Source organism: Pseudomonas lini, from assembly GCF_001042905.1.
In the GTDB taxonomy this organism is placed as follows: domain Bacteria; phylum Pseudomonadota; class Gammaproteobacteria; order Pseudomonadales; family Pseudomonadaceae; genus Aquipseudomonas; species Aquipseudomonas lini.
Genome location: NZ_JYLB01000005.1, coordinates 78,390 through 99,504, shown reverse-complemented (window position 1 = coordinate 99,504; position 21,115 = coordinate 78,390). Strand labels below are relative to the sequence as shown.

General features: G+C 59.0%; 20 protein-coding genes. 3 read left to right on the top strand and 17 right to left on the bottom strand.

Features of this window, described 5'->3' with window-relative positions; all coding sequences use genetic code 11:
- Positions 1-3 precede the first annotated feature (3 nt).
- The 3 genes from TU81_RS15840 to TU81_RS15830 are packed head-to-tail and all read right to left on the bottom strand — an operon-like array spanning position 4 to position 5,218.
- The gene (locus tag TU81_RS15840) at positions 4-3,054 is read right to left on the bottom strand and encodes an efflux RND transporter permease subunit (protein WP_048396007.1); all 3,051 of its coding nucleotides are present in this window, start codon (positions 3,052-3,054) and stop codon (positions 4-6) included.
- A complete protein-coding gene (locus TU81_RS15835) occupies positions 3,051-4,118 on the bottom strand; it encodes an efflux RND transporter periplasmic adaptor subunit (protein WP_048396006.1) in 1,068 nt (355 codons plus the stop codon). Before TU81_RS15835 ends, TU81_RS15840 begins: the two co-directional genes overlap by 4 nt.
- The gene (locus TU81_RS15830; protein WP_038978469.1) at positions 4,115-5,218 is read right to left on the bottom strand and encodes an efflux RND transporter periplasmic adaptor subunit; all 1,104 of its coding nucleotides are present in this window, start codon (positions 5,216-5,218) and stop codon (positions 4,115-4,117) included. Before TU81_RS15830 ends, TU81_RS15835 begins: the two co-directional genes overlap by 4 nt.
- 213 nt (positions 5,219-5,431) lie before the next feature.
- Here TU81_RS15830 and TU81_RS15825 point away from each other — a divergent pair, with 213 nt between their 5' ends.
- Complete coding sequence (locus TU81_RS15825) at positions 5,432-6,628, top strand: AAA family ATPase (RefSeq protein WP_048396005.1); 1,197 nt, start codon at positions 5,432-5,434, stop codon at positions 6,626-6,628.
- A 143-nt stretch (positions 6,629-6,771) separates the two neighbouring features.
- Here the strand turns inward: TU81_RS15825 and TU81_RS15820 are convergent, their stop codons facing one another.
- From TU81_RS15820 to TU81_RS15780, 9 genes are all read right to left on the bottom strand, one after another.
- The gene (locus TU81_RS15820) at positions 6,772-7,653 is read right to left on the bottom strand and encodes a transporter substrate-binding domain-containing protein (protein ID WP_048396004.1); all 882 of its coding nucleotides are present in this window, start codon (positions 7,651-7,653) and stop codon (positions 6,772-6,774) included.
- Positions 7,650-8,432, bottom strand: coding sequence for an amino acid ABC transporter ATP-binding protein (locus tag TU81_RS15815; protein WP_048396003.1), 783 nt, complete (start codon positions 8,430-8,432; stop codon positions 7,650-7,652). Before TU81_RS15815 ends, TU81_RS15820 begins: the two co-directional genes overlap by 4 nt.
- A complete protein-coding gene (locus tag TU81_RS15810) occupies positions 8,429-9,088 on the bottom strand; it encodes an amino acid ABC transporter permease (RefSeq protein ID WP_038978465.1) in 660 nt (219 codons plus the stop codon). Before TU81_RS15810 ends, TU81_RS15815 begins: the two co-directional genes overlap by 4 nt.
- Entirely contained in the window at positions 9,069-9,734 is a 666-nt protein-coding gene (locus tag TU81_RS15805) for an amino acid ABC transporter permease (RefSeq protein ID WP_048396002.1), read from the bottom strand. Before TU81_RS15805 ends, TU81_RS15810 begins: the two co-directional genes overlap by 20 nt.
- Positions 9,735-10,341: 607 nt before the next feature.
- Positions 10,342-11,124, bottom strand: a complete 783-nt coding sequence (locus TU81_RS15800; protein ID WP_048396001.1) for a MetQ/NlpA family ABC transporter substrate-binding protein — start codon at positions 11,122-11,124, stop codon at positions 10,342-10,344.
- Positions 11,125-11,383: 259 nt separating this feature from the next.
- Complete coding sequence (locus TU81_RS15795) at positions 11,384-12,316, bottom strand: sigma 54-interacting transcriptional regulator (protein ID WP_038978462.1); 933 nt, start codon at positions 12,314-12,316, stop codon at positions 11,384-11,386.
- Positions 12,317-12,372: 56 nt separating this feature from the next.
- Positions 12,373-12,954: an alpha/beta hydrolase gene (locus TU81_RS15790; RefSeq protein ID WP_030131588.1), complete on the bottom strand. Its 582-nt coding sequence runs from the start codon at positions 12,952-12,954 to the stop codon at positions 12,373-12,375.
- A gap of 735 nt (positions 12,955-13,689) precedes the next feature.
- The gene (locus TU81_RS15785; protein ID WP_038978461.1) at positions 13,690-14,016 is read right to left on the bottom strand and encodes a hypothetical protein; all 327 of its coding nucleotides are present in this window, start codon (positions 14,014-14,016) and stop codon (positions 13,690-13,692) included.
- 247 nt (positions 14,017-14,263) lie between these two features.
- Complete coding sequence (locus TU81_RS15780) at positions 14,264-15,337, bottom strand: fatty acid desaturase (protein WP_038978460.1); 1,074 nt, start codon at positions 15,335-15,337, stop codon at positions 14,264-14,266.
- A 100-nt stretch (positions 15,338-15,437) separates the two neighbouring features.
- On the opposite strand from TU81_RS15780, the gene TU81_RS15775 reads away from it, so the two are divergent.
- A complete protein-coding gene (locus TU81_RS15775) occupies positions 15,438-16,442 on the top strand; it encodes an AraC family transcriptional regulator (RefSeq protein ID WP_038978459.1) in 1,005 nt (334 codons plus the stop codon).
- Between the two features lie 152 nt (positions 16,443-16,594).
- On the opposite strand, the gene TU81_RS15770 is transcribed toward TU81_RS15775, so the two are convergent.
- Both TU81_RS15770 and TU81_RS15765 read right to left on the bottom strand, forming a co-directional pair.
- Positions 16,595-16,960, bottom strand: coding sequence for a response regulator (locus TU81_RS15770; RefSeq protein ID WP_048396000.1), 366 nt, complete (start codon positions 16,958-16,960; stop codon positions 16,595-16,597).
- 76 nt (positions 16,961-17,036) lie between these two features.
- Complete coding sequence (locus TU81_RS15765; RefSeq protein ID WP_048395999.1) at positions 17,037-17,723, bottom strand: Crp/Fnr family transcriptional regulator; 687 nt, start codon at positions 17,721-17,723, stop codon at positions 17,037-17,039.
- 84 nt (positions 17,724-17,807) lie between these two features.
- Between TU81_RS15765 and TU81_RS15760 the strand changes: the two genes are divergently transcribed.
- Positions 17,808-18,326 carry an Mpo1 family 2-hydroxy fatty acid dioxygenase gene (locus TU81_RS15760; RefSeq protein ID WP_048395998.1) on the top strand — a complete coding sequence of 173 codons (519 nt, stop codon included), beginning with the start codon at positions 17,808-17,810 and terminating at the stop codon, positions 18,324-18,326.
- 89 nt (positions 18,327-18,415) lie between these two features.
- On the opposite strand, the gene TU81_RS15755 is transcribed toward TU81_RS15760, so the two are convergent.
- The 3 genes from TU81_RS15755 to cysT are packed head-to-tail and all read right to left on the bottom strand — an operon-like array spanning position 18,416 to position 21,110.
- Positions 18,416-19,405, bottom strand: a complete 990-nt coding sequence (locus tag TU81_RS15755) for a sulfate/molybdate ABC transporter ATP-binding protein (RefSeq protein WP_048395997.1) — start codon at positions 19,403-19,405, stop codon at positions 18,416-18,418.
- A gap of 3 nt (positions 19,406-19,408) precedes the next feature.
- On the bottom strand, positions 19,409-20,278 hold the full coding sequence (gene cysW, locus TU81_RS15750) for a sulfate ABC transporter permease subunit CysW (protein ID WP_008068643.1): 870 nt from the start codon (positions 20,276-20,278) through the stop codon (positions 19,409-19,411).
- A 13-nt stretch (positions 20,279-20,291) separates the two neighbouring features.
- The gene (gene cysT, locus TU81_RS15745; RefSeq protein WP_048395996.1) at positions 20,292-21,110 is read right to left on the bottom strand and encodes a sulfate ABC transporter permease subunit CysT; all 819 of its coding nucleotides are present in this window, start codon (positions 21,108-21,110) and stop codon (positions 20,292-20,294) included.
- Positions 21,111-21,115: the final 5 nt, after the last annotated feature.

Below are 21,115 nucleotides of genomic sequence, written 5' to 3'. Positions count from 1 at the left end.
TCATTAGGCAGACTCATTCTTCGGTTCGCGGATTTTGTACCAGGCCACGTACAGCGCCGGCAAAAACAGCAACGTCAGCAAAGTCGCAATGATGATCCCGCCAATCATCGCGTAGGCCATCGGCCCCCAGAACACTTCCCGGGCAATCGGGATCATCCCCAGGCTCGCCGCCGCCGCCGTCAGCAAAATCGGTCGGCGACGATGTTCCGTGGCCTGCACCACCGCGTCCCAGGGCGTGTAGCCGCTCTTCTCGAAAGAGTCGATCTGGGTCACCAGAATCACCGAGTTGCGGATGATGATGCCGATCAACGCGAGAATCCCGAGGATCGCCACGAAGCCCATCGGCGTGCCCGTCGGAATCAGCGCAAGCACCACGCCGATCAGCCCGAGCGGAGCCACGCTGGCCACCAGGAACAGCTTCTGCACGCTGTGCAACTGGATCATCAGGAAGGTCGCCATCAAAAACAGCATCAACGGCACGACCTTGGCAATCGGCCCCTGGGCCTTGCCGCTTTCCTCCACCGTACCGCCGGTGGCGACTTTGTAGCCCACCGGCAAACTGGCGGCGAATTTGTCGATGTCCGGTTTCAGCTGTTGCACCAGGTCGGTCGGCTGAATCTCGTCGCGCACCGCGGCCTTGATGGTGATGGTCGGTTTGCGATCACGACGCCACACCAGCGGCTGTTCGAGTTCATACCGCACCGTGGCAAACGCCAGCAGCGGAATCGACGTGCCGCCGGGGGTAACGATCTGCAAGTTCTGCAGCGTTTCCGGACTTCCGCGTTCGGCATCTTCAGCGCGGCCGACCACGTCGATCAGGTAGATATCGTCATCGACCTGCGTCACCGGCGAGCCGACGACGATGCTGTTCATCAGGTTCGCCACGTCTTCCGACGACAACCCAAGTTGCCGCGCCTTGTCTTGCGCGATGTCAATGCGCAGCACTTTGCCCGGCTCGTTCCAGTCGTAAATGATTTCGCCGATGTGCGAGTTTTTATCCAGTTCGGTGGCCAGGGCGATGGCGTGTTTACGCACCTGATCGATGTCCTTGCCGCTGACCCGGTACTGAATCGGCCGTCCCACCGGCGGGCCCATTTCCAGGGCCTGGACGTAACTGCCGACACCGACAAACTCTTCACGCAGGCGCTTTTGCAGGCGAGCAGTCAAGGCCGTGCGTGACTGGCCTTTGCTGACGATCACCAGTTGCGCGTAGTACGGGTTCTGCAATTGCTGGTCGAGGGGCAGGTAGAAACGGATCGCACCCTCGCCGATGTAGGTGCTCCAGCGCACGATGTCCGGGTCGTCTTTGAGCGTTGCTTCGAGCTTATTCACGACCATGCGGGTTTCGGCGATAGAGGCGTTTTGCGGCAGGTTCAGATCGACAAGGATTTCCGGGCGGTCCGAGGACGGGAAGAACTGGTTCTGCACGAACTGCATGGAAAACACCGAGAGCACAAACAGCGCCACGGTGATGCCGATGGCCCACCAGCGATTGCGCATCGCCCAGAGCAAGCCACCATTGAACGCCCGACCGATGCGCCCGGGCTCTGCGTCGTGAGGCTTCACCTTGGCGCTCAGAATGTGCACACCGAGCACCGGGGCGAACAACACGGCGACGATCCATGACACCAGCATGGCCACCGCGATCACCGCGAACAGCGTGAAGGTGTACTCACCGGCGGAGCTTGCGTTCAAGCCGATCGGCACGAAACCGGCCACGGTGACTAACGTGCCGGTGAGCATCGGGAATGCGGTCGAGGTGTAGGCGAAAGTCGCCGCCTGCTCTTTGGTTTCGCCCATTTCCAGGCGCGTGACCATCATCTCGACCGTGATCATCGCGTCGTCCACCAGCAGACCGAGGGCGATGATCAGCGCACCAAGAGAAATCCGCTGCATGGTGATGCCGCTGTATTCCATGAAGAGGAAGACCATCGCCAGCACCAACGGAATCGAACACGCCACCACCAGCCCGGCGCGAACCCCGAGACTGACGAAGCTGACAATCAGCACGATCACCACCGCTTCGAACAACGCACTGGTGAAGCCGCCGACGGCTTCTTCCACCACTACAGCCTGGTCGGAAACGGTGTGTACCCCGACGCCCACCGGCAGGTCCGCCGTCAGCTCATCCATGCGCAGGTGCAGCGCCTTGCCGAAGTCTTGAATGTTGCCGCCCTTCTTCATGGCGATCGCCAGGCCGATGGCTGGCTGACCGTTGAAGCGAAACTCCGGGGTCGACGGATCGACGTAGCCACGGCTGATGTCGGCGATATCGGCCAGTCGGTAGAAGCGGTCGTTGAGCTTAAGGTTGACGTTGGCCAGGTCTTTCTCGGAGGCAAACTGCCCCGAGGTCCGCACCGAAATTCGCTCCGGACCGGCCTCGATCACCCCGGCCGGGGTCACGGCATTCTGCGATTGCAGGGTCTGCACCACCTCGCGCCGATCAATGCCGAGGGCGGCCAGTTTGCGGGGGGAGAAGTTCAGGTAAAGGACTTCATCCTGCTCGCCGACCATCTCGACCTTGCCCAACCCCGGGACTTCGCGAATTTCGGCACGCACCTGTTCCACGTAATCGCGCAACTGGCGCATCGACAGGCCGTCGGAGGTAAAGGCATACACCGAACCGAATACGTCGCCGAACTCATCGTTGAAGCCCGGCCCTTGCAGGCCTTGCGGGAAGTCACCGCGAATGTCGTTGATCTTCTTGCGCACCTGGTACCAGATTTGCGGGATGTCCTTGGCACTGGTGGTGTCGAGCAGGTTAACGAAGACCGTCGATTCGCCGGGGCGGGTGTAGCTTTTCACGTAGTCGAGCGAGTCGAGTTCTTCGAGTTTTTTCTCGATTCGGTCGGTGACCTGCTTGAGGGTTTCTTCCTGGGTCGCGCCGGGCCAGCGGGTCTGGATCACCATGGTTTTGATGGTGAACGAGGGGTCTTCTTCGCGGCCCAGGTTCAGGTACGAGAACACGCCCATCAGCAGCGCGACGAACATCAAATACCAGACAAACGACTGATGCTTGAGGGCCCATTCGGATAAGTTGAAACTCCCTTTCATTGCGGGCTGCCCTCGTCAATTTTCACTTTCTGCCCCGGTTTGAGGCTGTTCACACCGGCACTGACCACCCGCTCGCCGGACTTCACGCCGTTAGCCAGGACCACCGTGGCATCGGTCCGGCTGATCAGGCTGACGTCCCGTGGGGAAACGGTTTGCGTCTGCGGATCAACGATCCAGATCCGCAGCTTTCCATCGACCTCCTGCAGCGCGCTCACCGGCAGTTCGAGGCGTGGCTTGATCGCGGAGCTGAGGGTCACGCTGATCGCCGTGCCGAGGCGAAAGCCCGGCGGCGTATCGGTCAGGCTCAGACGAGCGCGCCGGGTTCGGGTTGCGCTTTGGGCCTGGGGTTCGATTTCGCGCACGATGGCGGTACTGGTGATGCTCGGGTCCAGTTGTGAGGCGACCTGGAACACCACGTCGGCGGGCAACCGATCGACCAGGGTGTCGGGCAAGTCGATCACCGCTTCCTTGATGTCCGGCTGCGCCAGGGTCACCACTTGCTGGCCGGCCGTGACCACCTGTCCGGCTTCGGCATTCCACGCGGTGACAATGGCTTTGTGATCGGTGCGCAACTCGATGTAATCGAGTTGATCCTTCGCCTGATCGACCGCGGCCCTGGCTTGATCGAGGGACGCCTGAGTGGTTTTCAGATCGGTCTGGGCGATGTCCAGTTGCGCCTGCGCGCCAACCCCGCGATTGAACAGTTCCTGCTGACGCCGAGCGTTGGCCTGAGCATTGATGAGCTGCGCCTGAACGCGCGCCAGATCACCCTGAGCCGAGCGCAACTGGTTCTGCTGATCGGAGGGGTCGAGAGTGGCGAGCAAGGCGCCCTTCTGGACTTCGGCGCCGACATCGACATTACGGCTGGCGATACGCCCCGGCACCCGGAAACCGATATTGCTTTCGTAACGGGCCTGAATGCTGCCGGCAAACCGGCCGAGGTCTTCTTGATTGAGCGCTTTCACCTCCACGGACAATACCGGCCGAACCGGTTCTGGCGGCGCTTCCTCATCAGAGCAAGCGACCAGTAGTGCAGCGGCGGACAACAGCAACAGGCGCTTCATGGCTGGGCTCCTGTCATTGGCGTCTTATAGGTGTTTTCGACGATCTCCACCTTCACGCCCGGATGCAGTAATTGGCCGCCTGCGATGACGACTTTTTCGCCACCGTTGAGGCCGGCGCTGACGATGACTTTGCCGGTCAGGTAACGACCGACGGTGACCGTGTGCAATTGCGCCTTGCCCTCGGCATCCACCAGCCACACGGCAGGGTCACTGAGGTTTTTGGTCAGGGCCGACCAGGGCAGCTCCACTGCGGTTTTGCCGACTGGCTTGGCGGTGGCGCTCACCACCGACCCGAGTTGCATGCCCTCGGGGAGCCTGTCGAGGCTGACTTTGACTTGCACTGTGCCGGTCTGCGCCGAGACTGCCGGCGTGACTTCCCGAACGGTGCCCGTGGTCTTGATCTTCGGGTTGTCGAGCAGGCTGACCACAATCGATCTATCCGCCGGCGGCTCAGCCAGCAGCGATTCATAAACGTTGAAAACCGCGTCACGCTCGCCGTCCCGGGCCAGGCTGAAAATCGGAACCGTGGCTTGCACGACCTGGCCGACTTCGGCCTGGCGCGCGGTAATCACCCCCGGCGCGTCGGCAATCAACGCGGTATAGCTCAGTTGATCTCGGGCGTTGGCCAACTGCGCCTGAGCAGCAGTCAATGCACTCTGACTGCTGCGCAAGGCGGCTTGGGCGGAGTCGTATTCGCTCTGGCTGGTGTAGCCCTTGGGCAGGAGTTTTTGTTGGCGAACGAAGGCCGCGGCGGTTTGTTTGACCCGAGCCTGTTCGGCAACGACCTGAGCCTGGGCCGAGTCGACAGTGGTTTGCAGGTCTTTCGGGTCGAGTTTGGCCAGCACTTGTTTGGCCGAAACCCGGTCACCGACATCGACCATACGCTGGATGATCTTGCCGCCCACGCGGAACGACAGTTCGGTTTGTACTCGCGCCTGGACGTCGCCGGTGAGTGTCACCGAGGCGGCGTAATCCGATGGTTTGACCTCTTGCACGAAGACTCGTGGGCGGTCCTTCTCGACGGGCTTTTTATCGCCACAGGCGGTCAGCAAGGCGATGAGGCTCAGGCCAACCATTAATTTCAATCCGGGACCCGCCATGCAGACTCCTTTGCGTTGTACGAACGTGCCAGTGACGATACGACTGAGAGCTTAGATCAGGGTTCCACGTCTGCACGTGCGATCCTTATACTCCATTGATCGTTCCCACGCTCCGCGTGGGAACGCCGCCATGGACGCTCTGCGTCCACTGTGACGCGGAGCGTCACGGGATGCATTCCCACGCGGAGCGTGGGAACGATCAATGAGGAACTCATGCTCAAAACCCTCGCAGTGGCCAATTACCGCTCGATCAATAAATTGGTGATTCCGCTTGGCCGGTTGAACCTGATCACCGGCCCCAACGGCAGCGGTAAATCCAACCTCTACCGCGCCTTGCGCCTGCTGGCGGAAACCGCTCAGGGTGGGGTGGTCAATGCGTTGGCACGCGAGGGTGGGCTGGATTCGACGTTCTGGGCCGGGCCGGAAAATATCAGCCGACGGATGCGCAACGGCGAAGTCCCGGTCGAGGCAACGGTGAGACACGGCGTCAAACGACTGCGGCTGGGATTTGCCGGTGAGGATTTCAGCTATTCGATCAGCCTCGGGCTGCCCGATTCCAACGGCCACTTCATGCTGCCCGAACACAGTTCACCTATTCCGTCACGCTTCAACCTCGACCCGCAAATCAAGCGTGAATGCGTCTGGGCCGGGCCGATTTATCGTCCGGCCAGCCTGCTGGTGGATCGCGACGGCCCGATGATCCGTGCCCGAGCCAATCGCAGCTGGGACGTACTGGCCCAGCACACGCCGAATTTCGACAGCCTGTTCGATCAGGTCGGCAGTTTGCGTTCTTCGCCGGAAGTTCTGGAATTACGCGAGTTCATCCGTCGCTGGCGCTTCTACGATCACTTTCGCAGTGACGCCGACGCGCCAGTGCGCCAACCGCAACTGGGCACCCGCACGCCGGTGCTGCACCACGACGGTCGCGACCTGGCGGCAGCCTTGCAGACCATCATCGAAATCGGCGATCCCGAAGCCTTGCAGGCGGCTATCAGCGATGCCTTTCCCGGCGCGCGACTGAACATCGAACCGCTGCAAGGCGGACGGTTTGCGATCGAGTTTTATCAGGAAGGGTTGTTGCGACCGTTGTCCGCCGCCGAGTTGTCGGACGGGACGTTGCGCTATCTGCTGCTGGTCGCGGCATTGCTGACCCCTCGACCGCCGACGTTGATGGTGTTGAACGAACCGGAAACCAGTCTGCATCCGGACCTGTTGCCGGCGTTGGCGCGGTTGATCATTCGAGCGTCCGAGCAGTGTCAGGTGTGGGTGGTGTCCCATGCGCGGCGCTTGATCTCGGCGTTGCAGCAAGACCCGGAATGCAATTGCATTGTGCTGGAGAAGAATTTCGGCCAGACCGGGATGGTCGGGCAGCGGATGCTGGATGAGCCAGCGTGGTATTGGCCGGATTAGGTGGTGTCTGATAAACCGCCATCGCGGGCAAGCCCGCTCCCACAATGATCTTCAGTGAACACAAAATCTGCGTCCACACCAAACCCTGTGGGAGCGGGCTTGCCCGCGATGACGGCCGCGAGATCACCGCAAAGGTTAGAGACTCACCCCTGCCACTTCCCACCCTCGACAATCACGCTCTCAGGCTTGGTGTCATCGCTCAATTCTTTACGCACATACTGGTCGTACAGTTTGAGCAAAAACTTCTCCTCCCCCAACTTCGCCAATTCCACGTTCACCCAATCACGCAGTTCGATATTGCCCTTCTTCACCGCCGGCGCAATCGGTGCTTCGGCACCCAGTTTTTCCTCCAGCACACGGTAGCCCGGGTTCTGCTTGGCCCAGCTGAACAGCACCAGATTGTCCTGCGCATAAGCGTCGCCGCGACCATTGGCCAGGGCCTGCAGGGACTCGGAGTTTTTCTCGAACTTCAGCAGTTTCCAGTCCGGATGATTCTTGGTCAGCCAGATATCCGCCGTGGTGCCCGTGGTCACGATGGTGGTGCGGGTCGCCAGGTCATCGAGGCTCTTCACCGAACTCGCCTGCGGCACCAGTGCCTGCACCGCAACCTTGAGGTTCGGGTTGGTGAAGTCCACGGCTTCCTTACGCTCCGGGGTGACGGTCATGTTGGCCAGGATCAAATCGACCTTGTCGCTTTGCAGGAACGGAATCCGGCTTGCCGGCTCCACCGCAACGAATTCCACTTTGTTCTCATCGCCCAACAGATCCTTGGCGAATTGGCGACCGATGTCAGTATCAAACCCCACGTAGCGCCCGGCTTCATCAACAAAACCGAACGGCGGTTTATCCGTGAAAACGCCGACGACCAGCTTGTCCCGGGCTTTGATTTTTTCCAGGTAACCGGCTGGTGCGGTGCTGACGCTTGCGACTTTCGGCTTCGTCGGTTCTTCGGTTTTGTTGCAGCCGGCGAGCAGCGCCAGGCCGAACAGCGGGAGTAACAGCAGAGAAGACTTGGCAGTTTTCATGACAGTTCCAGTTCCTTTGTTTGAGTCGTTTTGGGTAGTGCGGCGACGTAGGAGAACTTCTCCAGGAACTGCTGCGCTCGTGCGGTTTGCGGGTTCGTAAAGAAAATCTCGGGTGGGTTTTGCTCAAGGATGCGCCCGGCATCCATGAACACGATGCGATCGGCCACGGCGCGGGCGAAGGCCATTTCATGGGTGACAATCAACAACGTCATGCCTTCGCGGGCCAAGCCCTGAATCACCTCGAGCACTTCCTTGACCATCTCCGGATCGAGGGCGGCGGTGACTTCGTCGAAGAGCATGACCTTGGGGTTCATGCACAGCGAACGAACGATGGCGATGCGTTGTTGCTGGCCACCGGAGAGCTGGCGCGGGAAGGCGTCGCGCTTGTCCAGCAGACCGACACGCTCAAGCAGCGCTTCAGCCTGAGCGCGGGCTTCGCGGCGTTCGCGTTTCTGCACCTTGAGTGGGCCGAGCAATAGATTGTCGAGCACGCTCATGTGCGGGAAGAGGTGATAACTCTGGAACACCATGCCGATCTGCTGACGCACTTCGCGCCAGTCAGTGCTCTTGCCCAGCAACTCACGACCGGCAAAATTCAAGCTGCCGCTGTGAGCCACTTCCAGGCCGTTGAGGCAGCGCAGCAACGTGCTTTTGCCACAACCGCTGGGGCCGAGGATGACGATCACTTCGCCCGGCTTCACCTTCAGATCAATGCTGTCGAGCACCTGCTGCTCGCCGAAAAACTTGTTGAAACCCTTGAACTCGATCAATGCACTCATGCTTGCGTCCAGCGCCGCTCCAGCACACGCGAGGCGGCTGACAGCGGGTAGCAGATGAAAAAGAAAAACAGGAACAGCGCGCCGTAGATCAGCACTGATTCGTAGGTGCGTTCGATGATTTGTTGACCGACTTTGATCACATCCACTACGCCGATCAGCACCGCCAGGGAGCTGGTCTTGATGATGCGCGTGTAGACGTTGATGGTCGGCGGCGTCATGCGTTTCAGCGCTTGAGGCAGCAGCACGTAGCCGTAGAGTTGCGGACCGTCCAGGCCAATCGACAACCCGGCCTCACGCTGCCCGCGCGGTAACGAATGCAACGCGCCGCGCACCACTTCACCGACCTCGCTGGCGCCCCACAGCGACAACACCAGCACCGCGCACCAGAAGCTTGGAATGCTCAGCCCGAAAAAAATCGGCAGACCGAAGAACAGCAAATACAGCCAGACCAGCACCGGGATCGCTCGGAACAGTTCCAGATAAACCCGCAGAATCGCGCTCAGCCATTTCGAATTCAGCGTGCACAACACGCCATAGAGCACGCCGCCCACCGTGCTGATGGCGATACTCAGAAAAGAGATCGACAGGGTTTGCGCCGCGCCCTTGCCCAGTTGCGGCAACGACACCCAGAGCAACTCAAGACCCGAACTGGCCATGCTGGAGCCTCCTTTCCAGACGACGGAGCAGCAGCGACAACGGCAAAAACAGCAGCACGCAAATCAGCGTCAGCACGGCGAGCATTTCGTAGGTTTTGTAGTAGAGCGCGATGTAGCTCTTGGTGGTGTAGAGAATCTCCGGCACCGCCACCGCCGAAACCACGGTGGTTTCCTTGAGCAGGAAGATGAAATTGGCGAACAGCGACGGCAGGCTGAGGATGCCGGCTTGCGGCAGGATCACGTAACGCAGCAATTGCCCGTGAGACAGCCCAATGGAACGGCCGGACTCAAGTTGCGCCTGGGGCACCGCATCCACGCCGGCGCGCAGCACTTCGGTGAGGTAAGCGCCGCCAAGGAAAGTCATGGTGATGATCGCCGCCGCGAAACCCGAGACTTTGATACCCAGGGCCGGCAAGGCGAAGTAGACGAAGAATAGCTGAATCAGCAGTGGCGTGTTCCGCGCCAACTCCACATACAGCCCGACCAAGCGTTGAAGGTAGGGTGTGCGAAACACCAGAATCGTCGCGTTGATCAGCGCTACCAGTAACGAAGTACCGATAGCGATGAGGCCGACCTGCAGCGTCACGCCCACGGCTTTGAGAAACGCCGGCAGGGTGCTGAGGATAAAAGCGTAATCGAAAGTCATTGAACATCCCTGGACGCCGCTCGGTAAGCGACGATGGCGCAGTCCATGGGCAGTGGATAACCACCCGGCAGGCACCAACTTTAAAGGTATAAAAAGAAGAATTTAAATACCGTTAAAGAATATTGATATCACGCAAAAAACTATCCTGCGGATTTGCGGCGGCAGTGGAAGACGACTATTTTTCTTTGCGCTGTAGGAAGGATCTTTTTTTCAAAATACCCCTCCAAGGACGTGCAGCTTTTGGCCAGACTCCCGGCCGAACCATCACAAGGAAGAGAAAAATGGCTGACGTAAACGTGCCACAGCGGCTGGATCCACAGGACATCGTGAAATTGCTGGTGGCGTTGCGCAAGGCGCTGAAAACGCAGCCTCTGTAGGCTGCCCGCGAAGGCGTCCTCCCAGGCAGACCGAGTCGCCTGAAGAAGCCCGCGATCTGATCGTTCCCACGCTCTGCGTGGGAATGCAGCCCGGGACGCTCTGCGTTCCCTTCAGAGCCGAACGCAGAGCGTCCGTTGAGGCATTCCCACGCAGAGCGTGGGAACGATCACGCCGACGCTGTACTAGCCGTCGGCGTTGAAACCTTGAAGAGGTTCGAGATTGCGTTCAATCAGAACGCCGGCAGTACCGCGCCGCTGTATTTCTTCTCGATGAACGCCTTCACTTCCGGGCTGGTCAGGGCCTTGGCCAGTTTCTGGATAGCGACGCTATCCTTGTTGTCTGGACGAGCCACCAAGAAGTTCACGTAAGGCGAATCGGCACCTTCGATCACCAACGCATCTTTAGCCGGGTTCAAACCTGCTTCCAGTGCGTAGTTGGTGTTGATCATGTCCAGGTCGACCTGATCCAGAACACGCGGCAGCATGGCCGATTCCAGTTCCTTGAACTTGAAGTTGTGCGGGTTCTTGGCGATGTCTTTGGGGGTGGACACGGCATTTTTCGGGTCTTTCAACTCGATCAGGCCAGCCTTCTGCAGCAGAATCAGGGCACGACCGCTGTTGCTGCCTTCGTTCGGGATGGCGATGGTTGCGCCGTTTGGCAGGTCAGTCAGTTTTTTGTACTTCTTCGAGTAGCCACCGAATGGTTCAACGTGAACGCCGATCACGGTCACCAGGTTAGTGCCTTTACCCTCGTTGAAATTTTTCAGGTACGGCAGGGTCTGGAAGTAGTTGGCGTCCAGACGCTTCTGGTCGACCTGCACGTTAGGCTGAACGTAGTCGGTGAAGACTTTGATCTCCAGGTCGACGCCTTCTTTGGCGAGGGCAGGCTTGATCAGTTCAAGAATCTCGGCATGTGGAACCGGGGTCGCCGCAACCACCAGTTTCTCGCCAGCCTGGGCCAGGCCCGCAGTCAGGGCAGCCGCCAATGCGGTGAACAACAGAACCTTTTTCATGCAGTGTCCTTATCGAAATTCGCGGCCATCATCGACGACGGCTGATTAGTACGAGTGCCAGTGATGTGCTATCGCTGACGTGACGCGGACAATACCGGGATTTTTTATTCCCGAACAATATCTTTTATTCACTTTCATATTCCAATTTGTTTGCATCGCCCGCCCGATGTAGGAGCTGCCGAAGGCTGCGATCTTTTGATCTTGATCTTCGGTGAGTCCAACATTGCCAAGATCAAAAGATCGCAGGCTGCGCCAGCTCCTACAGAAGCCCGGCGTCTTTGAGCAATTTTTTCAAGGCGTCTTTCTCGGCAACGGAACCGTTGCCAAGAATCTGTTTGAGTTGTTGCTCGATCGTCACCAGCGAAACAGCCGCCTCGGGCAGATTCAAATGCTCCGGCAAAATCTCGTCGCCGGTACTCACCAACAGCGCAAAGTGAATGACGTTCTCCAGTTCCCGAGTGTTGCCCGGCCAACTGTGCTGCTCCAGCAGATGCTGCGCGGCTTCGCTGATCAATGGCACCGGCAGGTCAAGGCGTTGGCTGTAGATGCCGAGGAAGTATTCGGCCAGCGACAAAATATCGCCCACCCGCTCACGCAAGGCCGGCAGTTCGAGCTGACCTTCGCTGAGGTAGTGATAAAGCCGTTCATGGAATTTTCCGGCAGCCACGGCCTGAGCCAGATCGATGCTGGTGGCGGCCACCAGACGTACGTCCACCGGGCTTGGCTGCTGAGCGCCAACGCGAGTGACTTCGTGGTTTTCCAGGGCTGCGAGCAACTTGATCTGGATCGGCAGCGGCAGGTCGCCGATCTCATCCAGATAGAGCGTGCCGCCATTGGCCGAACCAAACCAACCGGCACGGCTGCTAGCCGAACCGCTGTAGCTGCCGGCGGCGTAGCCGAACAGTTCAGCGTCGGCATAGGTCGGGCTGATCGCCCCGCAATTGACTGACACGAACAACCCGCCGCGATCACTGGCACGATGGATGTGTCGCGCCAGCAGTTCTTTACCGCTGCCGGTTTCACCGCGGATCAATACCGAAATCGAACGTGGCGCCAGTTGTTCCAGCTCCTGGCGCAACTGCCGGGAACGCGGATCGACGAACACCAACGCCTTGGCGCGAATGCTCAGCGGGCTTTTTTCCGCATCGGGAAAGGTCAGTAGCGGCTGACCGAATGTTTCATGCAAGCTCATGGCAGACTCCCGCCCAAAACCGCCGGGGAGACGGGGGCGTTCAATAAAATAAAGGTTCAAGCTCGACGCAGGGCGTGCTGTTCCATGCGGTTTTGCAGACGATAGAGGTACGCAAAACCTTGCTCCCAGCGCTGGTGACCGGACTTCACATTGATGTGCCCGGCACCCGATAAAATCCCCGCCTCGGCGCCCCACTGACGCGCCAGTTCAAGCGCTCGTGGCGCGCTCACGGCGCTGTCGTTGTCGGAGCTGACGACCTGGCTCGGGAATGGCAGCAAATGGGTCGGGATCGGTGCGAAGTTGCGCAAGGCCGGCGCGCAAGCCGGGCGCTCGACATCCGCTGGCGCGACCAGCAACGCGCCGCGCACCTGACGCAAAAATGGCAGCGGTGCCGTGGCCGCCCAATGGGCGACGGTGATGCAGCCCAGGCTGTGGGCGATCAGAATCACGGGCGTACTGTCGGCGGCAATCGCCTCGGCCAGTGCCGCGACCCAGTCCTCACGGCGAGGCGTCAGCCAGTCTGCCTGCTCCACCCGCGCACTGTTGGGCAGGCTGTTCTGCCAATGGGTTTGCCAATGATCTTCTGGCGATCCTTGCCAGCCCGGCACAATCAGGTAGCGAATTGATTCGTTGCGCATGGGGGAGCTCTCCTGCTGCGTGTCTGTTCCTGATCGAGTATAGGGAGGAGAGTTATATTCGTTAAGGAATAAGAAGCTATTTGTTAAGATCAGTATCGAATATACAAATCACCTGTGGGAGCGAGCTTGCTCGCGATAGCGGTAGATCAGTCACCATCAATGTTGAATGTGACGACGCCATCGCGAGCAAGCTCGCTCCCACAGGGTTTGGTGTTTGCCCGGAATAAAAAAAGGGGCCGCACCCTGCCAAGGAGACGGCCCCGGAAATCAAAAATCTGTTAACGCGCCGCGGAGCCTGCCGCACTGATGCCCTCGTGCAAAATGTTTTAGCGCGAAAAGGTTTCGGTTCAATGAACCTTGAGAACGATGGGCACATCGTCCGAGCGCCGCCGGTGGCTGCTCGGCCACTTTGGGAACCGGTTTTTTGGCTTGGGGTGAATCATTAGGTCAAATGCTTATTTCCTAAAGGAATATTTAAATCTATAAATATATCAATATAGAATATAAAAAAACACACCAAAGCCACGTCCTACAAGGCTTGTAGCCAAACAGGCGAAAGGCTATGTTTTTTCAAGTATTGAAATTGTTCGTGAATGGCGTGAGATTTACGAGAGAACCGAGGCCGCACACAATCAAAAGCAACTAAAATTTTGGCGAAAGCTAGTTGAATTATGTTCATAACGACAGGCTGATGCATCTTTCAATTCATCAGCCTGTCGATAACTACCTCAAGGCTTACTGTTTGACGAATTCACCAGCCAATCCCACTACGTCCCCATCAAAGTTATTGCGCGAACCCACAGCCCGGAGTCGGGAATAGTTGTGGTCCGGCGAGAACAATGTCCAGGCCTGGTAGCCGGTGCCATCATTCAAAGCGGCCAAGGTGATGATGGTCGGTTGTCCGGTACTATTCTGGAAGTGGTAGTGCCCATAACTGACATCGTAATTCACACCGCCCTGGCTCAGTTTTCCACTGAAGGTGCCATTCGAATCATTACCATCGGTAATAACCAATTGGGCGCCAGAGTTGGAGTTCACATAAGTACCATTAATGCTCGACATGGTTCGAATTCCTTTATCGTTTAATAAGTATCTTCCGATGAGAGCAAGTTTCCTCCTGGAAACTCACGACACTGAGCATGGTTCGCCCCTTGGACTTTGTCCACGCAAAAAGATGTTATTTACCTACAAAAATGCAATAAGCACTATGCATACACTTCATAACTTATTCCAATCCAAGTACCCGTTATTTCTCTTGGCACTAAGTCAACAGTCATAACGATCGGTCGCATACCTCAAGTACCCATCATCAAGTCCGAACAGTGCGCAACTCATCCCCCACCACTCCATTCTTGCGAACAAACCGGTTCGCCCGCCCGAACGTCCCGAAATCATTGAACCGCACGCCCATCTCGCGCATCACTTTATGCGCCACCGGCACGGTCATCTGCCGGATGTAGAACGGCTCCTTCACCACAAAGTGATGGATCCCGTGGCTGCTGCCGAAGTTGAAGCAGAACGCCTGCAACGGCCACATCCACCAAGGGTTCAACACCTGGGTTTGCTGAATCACATTGCCCGGCTCCACGTCACCGTAGTAGTGCATGTTCGAGCTGACAAAGTGCAGGCAGAACGTGCGCAACACATTCGGACCGATGATCACCACGGCAGCGATGTCGATCACTTGCATCACCGCCAACATAGTCGCCGACCACTCGACAGGCGCACCCAACAAATGCGCAATGCCGTTGGCGGCGTGAAAACCGAGAAACACATACCATGCCCCCCAATGCACCAGCGCCAGCGGTGCGTAAACCTTCAGAAAACGCTTGATGATGCTGAACTTGTGCGCGCGGGTCTTGGCCCGCAGCATGCGGATGAACGCCGACATCACGTTGTCGCCGACCATCAACAGCCGCGCGATGCCCCAGGGCTCACCGTTGGTGATCGCTCGCTCTTCCATGTCGGCTTCGGTGCCGGACACCTTGTGGTGGTTGAGGTGCAGATGACGGCGGATCCAAGGGTTGATGGTGCTCGGTCGCGCCAGCCATACCAGGCCCATCATCAGGTTGTGCGGAACGCGCTGTTTGCGGAAATACATGCTGTGGATCAGGTCATGCTCCAGCTCGTGGGTCAGCGAGGCGAAAAACGCGTTGAGCAACAGGCATACCCACCAGGCCATGTACCCGGTGATGTACAGCGCTGCCGAACCGATCATCCCGGACAACGCGAAGGCCAGAATGCCCGCACCCAAGGCATCCTGATGGTTGAGAATCGGGTAGCGCTGACGCAGTTCGACGCCCTTGGCCAATACCACCTGGCGAATATGCGCTGATCGCTGTGCTGCATTCAGTCGCTGGGGACTTGCAGAAATACCGTCCATGCTTCCATCCTCTGGTTATTGATGTTCGCATCCTGCCCTGTGATGATTTACAGAGCGGTAGCCGTGAACGCCAACCTGTTGACCGGACGCGCCAATCAACATGACTGAACCGACCTCCCTCGCCAGCTGGACCCGCGCCCTGCGCAAGCAGCTCGATGCGCTGGGGCTCGACAGCACCGCCCTGTGCCAACAGGCGGGGCTCGACCCGCAGTTGATGGACGACCCGAACGCCCGTTACCCGTTGTCCGCTACCACGCGCCTGTGGCACATCGCGGTGCAGGTCAGCGGCGATCCGGCGATTGGCTTGCGGGTGTCGCGGTTCGTCAGCCCCACCACGTTTCATGCGTTGGGTTATGCGTTGGTGGCCAGCGGCAGCCTGCGGGAAGTCTTCGAGCGCATCGTGCGTTATCACCAAGTGGTCAGTAACGCGCTGGATCTGGAGTTGATCCGCGCTGAGGATCGCTACTACTTCCGCCTGAAAATCCCCCAAGGCAACCCCGCGCCAGCCTTCGAAGCCATTGATGCCTTCGCGGCGATTTACGTGCGCACTTGCCGCAATCGCCTGGGCCGTGACTACGCCCCGCTGGCGGTTTACCTGCGCCGTCCGGAACCTGCCGACCCGCATCAATGGCACAAAGTGTTCCGCTCGCCGGTGTATTTCAACGCCGATGAAGACCGACTGGAGTTCGCTCTGCTGGACTTCGACAGCCATCTGGACGACGCCAACCCGGAACTCGCCGAGCACAACGAAACCGTGCTCAAACGAACCCTGGCGCAACTCAAACTCCTGACCTGGGAGCGCAAGGTTCGCGACGCCATTGAAGAGCAATTGCCGGAAGGTGAACCGTCGGCCGAATGCATTGCCCATGCGCTGCACTTGAGTCTGCGCAGCCTGCAACGGCACCTGGCGGACGAAGGTTGTCGGTTCGATACGCTGCTCAACGAAAGTCGGGAGAACCTGGCGCTGCTGCATCTGCGCGACCCGCTGTGTTCGTTGGGTGAGATCAGTTATCTGCTGGGTTTCGCCGACACCAGTAGCTTCAGCCGCGCGTTCAAACGCTGGACCGGAATGACGCCGGGGCAATTTCGGGATGGGTTGCAATGACAGATCCGAGAGGTGTTTTGTATGTTCCGGCCTCTTCGCGGGCAAGCCCGCTCCCACAGGGTTTTCGGTTGTTCACAACATTTGTGATTCACACAGGTCCACTGTGGGAGCGGGCTTGCTCGCGAAGGCGGTAGTCCATACGCCGCAAACCTTCAGCGTCCCCGATCTCGCCGCAACAGCTTGCGCACCCGCTTCACCAGTTCACTGACGGCAAACGGCTTGAGCAGGTAATCATCCTCATGCAATTCCAGCCCGCGCAGGCGATCTTCGATGCCGTCCCTGGTGGTGAGGAGCAGCACCGGCGTGTCGCCAAGCTTGCGGATCTGCTGCAGCAACTGCCAGCCGTTGAGCCCCGGCAGCATCACGTCGAGGATGATCAGTTCGTATTCGCCGGACTCGATAAAGCGCCGGCCGTCCATGCCATTGAGCGCCACATCCACCACGTAACTCGCTTCGCTCAGGCCTTTGGCCAGGAGACTGGCGGTCTCGGGTTCGTCTTCCACTAGCAACACACGCATGGCACACCTCGATTGTCGTCGTCACAGGCTAGGCGCGTTCGCGGATAAAGCCCACCAATACCGTGGCGATCATTTTTCAAATCACCGCCAACGCTCGCAACCGCTCGGCATCCAGAATCTCGATCTCGCCATACTTGAGGTCCAGAATCCCTTGCCCCTGCAAATCCTTGAGGAGCTGGTTGGTGGTCTGGCGCGACAGCGACAACATCGACGCCAGTTGCTCCTGAGGCAGTTGCAGAACACGGCGCGGCGGGTCAAATTCGCCATAGCCCTCGGCGATCATCAGCAAGCGATGCGCCAAGCGTGCCGGGGCGGGCATAAGGCTGAGCTGTTCGAGGTTGATGAAGGTCAGGCGCAGTTTGTGACTCATCAACAACGCCAGTTGCCGCCAGTAAACCGGTTGTTGGTCGAGCAACTTCAACAGCGTCGCCTGCGGGATGTGCAACAGGGTGCACTGGCCAATGGCGTAGGCATCGTGGGTTCGCGGCTGGCCATCGAACAGGCAGATTTCGCCGAACCAGTGCGGTGCTTCCACCAGGCTCAGCAGCGCTTCCTTGCCCTGCTCGCTCACCGCGCCAATGCGCACCGAACCTTCGAGCACTGCATACAGCCCGCACGGCGGATCACCGCGTTTGAACAGCAGTTGCCCCGACGGCAGGCGCCGCACTCGGGCCGCAGCCAGCAGACTATTCTGTAAGGGAACAGGTAAATGACTGAACCACTGCCCCGTATCCAGGCGCGAACGCCAAACCTGCATGTCCATGAAAACTCCTGGAGATTGTCGCCTGGCTGACAGAGCGAGAGATGAAACCGGGGCATCATCCATCACCCTACAGGAGGAATAACAATGAAAAGCCTCGTTGACCATCTCAGTCAATACGCCGCCTACCACCGTGACCCGCGCAATATCGCCAGCCACTTTATCGGTATCCCGCTGATTGTAGTGGCGGTCGCGGTGTTGCTGTCACGGCCGCAATGGGGTGGAGGCTGGGTTTCGCCGGCGGTGCTGGTCGCAATGGCATCGGCGTGGTTTTACCTGCGCCTGGAGGTGCGTCTTGGGGTATTGATGACCGTGTTGCTCGGTCTGTGCATCTGGGCGGGTCAGGTTCTTGCGCAGCACAGCACGCTGGTTTGGCTCGCAAGCGGTATCGGGATGTTTGTGGTGGGGTGGGCGATTCAGTTTGTCGGTCATCATTATGAGGGACGCAAACCGGCGTTTGTCGATGATGTGACGGGGTTGATTGTCGGGCCGTTGTTTGTGGTGGTTGAGTTGGCGTTTTTGCTCGGGATGCGGCACGAGCTGAAAGAGCAGATCGAGGCGCGGGTGGGGGGTGTGCGTTTGCGTCAGAAAAACGCAGCGGTGTAGGACGCCATCGCGGGCAAGCCCGCTCCCACAGTGATCTGTGTCGTTCACAAATCCCCTGTGGGAGCGGGCTTGCCCGCGATGCTTTTGCTTTAGATGTTGGCGACTTTCTGCCAGACCTTGGGCTTGAAGAACAACGTCTCTCCCTTCGCCAAGCCAACCAGGCTGTCGTGATCCTTAACCACTTCAGCTTCGATCAGCTCGCTCTGGCCTTCGACCTTCAGCGTCACCCGCGTGGTGGCGCCCAGCGGACGAATATCCCGCACTTCAGCCGCGTGGTGGTCTTCCAGTTCATGCCGCGACAGCGACACTTCGTGTGGACGGAACAGCACGTGCCGGTCTTCGCCCAAATGCAGACGGTTCGAGTCGCCAAGGAAGTGATAGACGAAATCGCTGGCCGGATTTTCGTAGACGTCGCCCGGTGAGCCGATCTGCTCGATCACGCCCTTGTTCATCACCACGATACGGTCGGCGACTTCCATTGCCTCTTCCTGGTCGTGGGTCACGAACACCGAGGTCAGGTTGATGTCTTCGTGCAGACGCGCGAGCCAGCGACGCAGCTCTTTACGGACCTTGGCGTCGAGCGCGCCGAAGGGTTCGTCGAGCAGCAAAACTTTCGGCTCCACCGCCAAGGCACGGGCCAGCGCGATGCGCTGACGCTGGCCGCCGGAGAGTTGTTCCGGGTAGCGATCGGACAACCAATCCAGCTGCACCATGTTCAGCAGTTCGTGGACTTTCACCGCGATCTGGCTTTCATTCGGACGCTGGTTTTTCGGCTTCATGCGAAGGCCGAAAGCAACGTTGTCAAACACCGTCATGTGCCGGAACAAGGCGTAGTGCTGGAACACGAAACCGACATTGCGATCCCGCACGTCGTGGCCGGAAACGTCTTCGCCATGGAACACAATGCTGCCCTGATCCGGGGTTTCCAGGCCGGCGATGATTCGCAGTAATGTGGTCTTGCCGCAGCCGGACGGCCCCAGCAGCGCCACCAGCTCGCCGCTTTGAATGTCCAGGCTGATGTTGTCCAGCGCCTTGAACGCGTGGAAGTTCTTGCTGACGTTACGCACTTCGATCGACATGACTTATTCCTCCGCGGCGCTGGCGCGCAGGCGGTTAATACGGTTTTCGCTCCACTGCTTGAGCAGCAGGATGAAGAGCGCCAGGATCAGCAACAGGCTCGCCACAGCGAACGCGGCCACGTGGTTGTATTCGTTGTAGAGGATCTCGACGTGCAACGGCAGGGTGTTGGTCACCCCGCGAATGTGCCCGGAAACCACCGACACCGCACCGAACTCACCCATGGCCCGGGCCGTACACAGCACCACGCCATAGATCAGGCCCCATTTGATATTGGGAACGGTGACGTGCCAGAACATCTGCCAGCCATTGGCACCGAGCAGGCGCGCGGCCTCCTCTTCCTGGGTGCCTTGTTCCTGCATCAGCGGGATCAGCTCACGCGCCACGAACGGCACGGTGACGAAAATCGTCGCCAGCACGATGCCCGGCAAGGCGAAGACGATCTGGATGTCGTGATCCTGCAACCACGGCCCGAACAGGCCTTGGGCGCCGAACATCAACACGTAGACCAGACCCGCAATCACCGGCGACACCGAGAACGGCAGGTCGATCAGGGTCACCAGCATGCTCTTGCCACGGAACGAGTATTTACTCACGCACCACGCCGCGCTGACACCGAATACGAGGTTCAGCGGCACCGAAATCAGCACGGCGATCACGGTGAGTTTCAACGCCGACAAGGCGTCTGGCTCGAAGATCGCGGTGAAGAACGCCCCCAGGCCCAGCTTCAGGCCCTGGGACACCACGATGAACAACGGCAATAACAAAAACAGCGCGAAGATCAGCCAGCCGAGGCCGATCAAGACTCGCCGCGACGTGGCACTGCCACGGCGGGCGGCGTTCGAGGAGGCAGCTGCAATAGACGATTGGGACATTTTTTGCGCCTCCTTATGGGGTTTCGATGCGCCGCTGCAGCAAGTTGATCAGCAGCAACAGGACAAAGGAAACCATTAGCATCAGTACACCAATGGAGGTGGCGCCGGTGTAATCGTACTGGTCGAGTTTGACCATGATCAGCAGCGGCAGAATTTCTGTTTTCATCGGCATGTTGCCGGCGATGAAGATCACCGAACCGTACTCGCCGACCCCGCGGGCAAAGGCCAAAGCGAAACCGGTCAGCCAAGCTGGCAACAACGCCGGCACCAGAATATGGCGGAAAACCTGTAACGGCTTGGCACCGAGGCACGCCGCCGCCTCCTCCACTTCACGGGGAATATCGGCCAGTACAGGCTGTACGGTACGTACTACGAATGGAAGCGTCACAAAAGTGAGCGCCAGCGTGATGCCCAGGGGGGTATACGCGATCTTGAACCCCAGGTCCGCCGCGAACTGACCCACCAGCCCGGTGGGGGTGTACAGCGCTGTCAGCGCGATACCGGCCACCGCCGTGGGCAATGCGAACGGCAAGTCGATCATCGCGTCGATGACTTTGCGTCCCGGGAAGGTATAGCGCACCAGCACCCAGGCCAGCAGCGTGCCAATGATGCCGTTGATGATCGCGGCATACAGCGCGGTGCCGAAGCTCAGCTTCAACGCCGCCAGCACTCGAGGCGCCGAGATGATTGCCCAGAACTGATCCCAGGTCAGTTGAGCGGCATGCACGAACATTGCCGCCAGTGGAATGAGCACAATCAGGCTGAGGTACACCAAGGTGTAGCCCAGCGTCAGCCCGAAGCCGGGTATGACGGGGGAGATACGACGCGACATAAAAG